We start from the raw sequence: 2503 nt of genomic DNA, 5'->3' as shown, positions 1-2503 counted from the left end.
TGACATTCAAATCAGTGAGACGGATACAACAAACAACAATACGGATATTACAGACATTCAAATCAGTGAGACGGATACAACAAACAACAATACGGATATTACAGACAGCAATGCTCACACTGCACTGTTCCCATATTCAGGTGAGTGCGAAACGCCGCAGCTTCTTACTAATTTGGCAAAGGTAGATTCACAAGTCGCCAATGGAACTTATGAGTGTATGAACTCGTGGTTTTCACCGTCTAAGCAACAAGCAGACCAGCTATTCTCCGAAACGGTCATGCGAAAAATCACTCAGTCGCTTGAAAAAGTAATCAACCAATATCAGGGGAAGGAGCAACAGGCACAGAATATCTATTACCTTGCCGAATTCATCAAAGCGGCTTATAAAAACCGTCACGATACCTATGCTCGTGACCTAGCTCCTTTTCCTAATGAAATGGGATTGTCAATCGCTCATGTAGCCCAACTATTCTTGCGCTCTCATTACTCATTAAGTGAAGGTCAAACACAGCAACAAGCTCTTGGTTCTATGTTGATCATCGTCGATAGCGTTCGTCAACTTTCAATAGCTGCTCCCGATGTTTTTGCGCTACTAGATACTTTCACCGCAGAAAGAGGCGAAAGCTACTACTACCGTACAGCCATCAATAATATTTTCATAGCCATGGCCGGGCACTCACAAAAAGAAGCCTTCTACGATCTTATCGAATCTGATCCGATCTATATCAATAAGCTCCGAGCATTTATTCTTAACAATGAATGGGCAATTGGTACAAACTCTGAAGCTTTACTCGGTAACGCAGCGCGAGAACTGGCTCGCTTGATCAAAACTGATGATGAGCAAACTAAACAGCTTGTGACTCAAACCTTAGAAGAATTGCTACACAACTATCCGCTCGGTGGTAAATCAGATCGCGTGTGGGTCGGGATTGCTGAAATGGTCAGCGATTATGCTCCCGAAAGGCTAAATCGCCTCACTTTAGATAATTCAAAAGAAAGGCTGAAACAACGGGTTGTACCTTTCAGCTATAACTGTGCAGGCCCGGCTCAAATTCTGGCGCAAAAGATGACCAATGAACAAGCGCAAACCAGCTGTCAGACACTTAATGATAAAGAAGACGATTTCCATAACGTTGCAAACACAGGCCATCAGCCTGTTTCTGATGACTACAGCGAAACCGTTGATGTTATCGTCTTCAACACCAAAGACGACTACTCCACTTACTCGAGCTTTTTGTTTGGCAATACCACCAACAACGGCGGTCAGTTCCTTGAGCGCACCCCTTCACAACCAGGCAACACTCCTCGATTCGTCGCGTATCAAAATGGATGGGATGATAATTTTTCGATTTTAAACCTAGAGCACGAGTATATTCACTACCTCGATGGACGCTTTAACCAATACGGTGATTTCCATACCACAATGCGAGAAGGTAGCATTGTATGGTGGCTTGAGGGCTTTGCCGAATATATGCACTATAAGGAAAATTACTTTGCCGCACTGTCTCTCGGTAAAGACAAAACGTACTCGCTGCAGGAGGTATTTACCACAAATTACAGTGACGGCTTAAACCGAGTTTATCGCTGGGGATACCTAGGCGTGCGCTTTATGTTAGAAAAACACCCGCAAGAAACAACAGAGTTGCTCGGTTACGCTCGTAATGGTGAATACAAACAATGGGTTGCACGTCTAAACGACTTTGGACCAATATACGATCAAGAGTTCCAGTTATGGCTAGACGAAGTAACGAAAGATATTAATGATAGCGATATTTCCAAACCTAAACTTCAAGAAAAACCCAAGCTACTGGCTTTAAATAGTAGCGTTGCTGTAGAAGGCGAGAAACTTTCTGAAAAATTATTCTACATTGAAGTACCTAATGGATTAACGAATGTCGATATATCAATATCAGGTAATGGGGATGCCGATTTGTATGCTTGTTACGACAAAATTTGTCATTATCATGATTACGAATGGACTAACTTTACACAAGGTAGCAATGAACGTATTTCGATACCAAAAGGTGGTGATGGTTTCATTCCTGCTGGTAGCTATTACATCAGTATTAGTGGCCGTGAAGCATTTGATGTCGAACTGCAAGCGTCTTCCCACTGAGCTGAGTAAAAACGCTTGCCGTTAACTCCAACAACAAAGCAGAGGTTCCGCCTCTGCTTTGTTATATAAGCAGATTCAACAATACATCAAGTATTTGCAGGAGACCCGACAGGTCAGAAGCCAGTAACAGTTAATACTTTCTAACATATCCGATACCTTGTGAGAACTATTGGCAGCCGCCAGTGAATATTGCTGAATCGCCGATTGAGTCATCCCAAAAACTTCGCCAATATTTGGATCATAAAAATTAATTTTACCTTTTCTTCACATAGGCATCGCTATCGCATGTGAACCACTAGACACATAATAATAGTGCCCTTCTTTAAGAGAAGAGTGGCTTTGTTGCGTAATTAAATTTAAAGATAGAACAACCCCGTTTCGCGTATT

General features: G+C 42.2%; 1 protein-coding gene. It reads left to right on the top strand.

Annotated elements, in window-relative coordinates; all coding sequences use genetic code 11:
- Nucleotides 1-2116: collagenase (locus AB6E08_RS22650; RefSeq protein WP_371708700.1), on the top strand; the 2116-nt coding region annotated here is incomplete at its 5' end.
- Between the last annotated feature and the right edge of the window lie 387 nt (nt 2117-2503).

This window comes from Vibrio sp. 10N.247.310.24, from assembly GCF_041467175.1.
GTDB lineage: Bacteria > Pseudomonadota > Gammaproteobacteria > Enterobacterales > Vibrionaceae > Vibrio > Vibrio tasmaniensis_A.
This window is presented reverse-complemented; position numbering and strand designations above follow the sequence as displayed.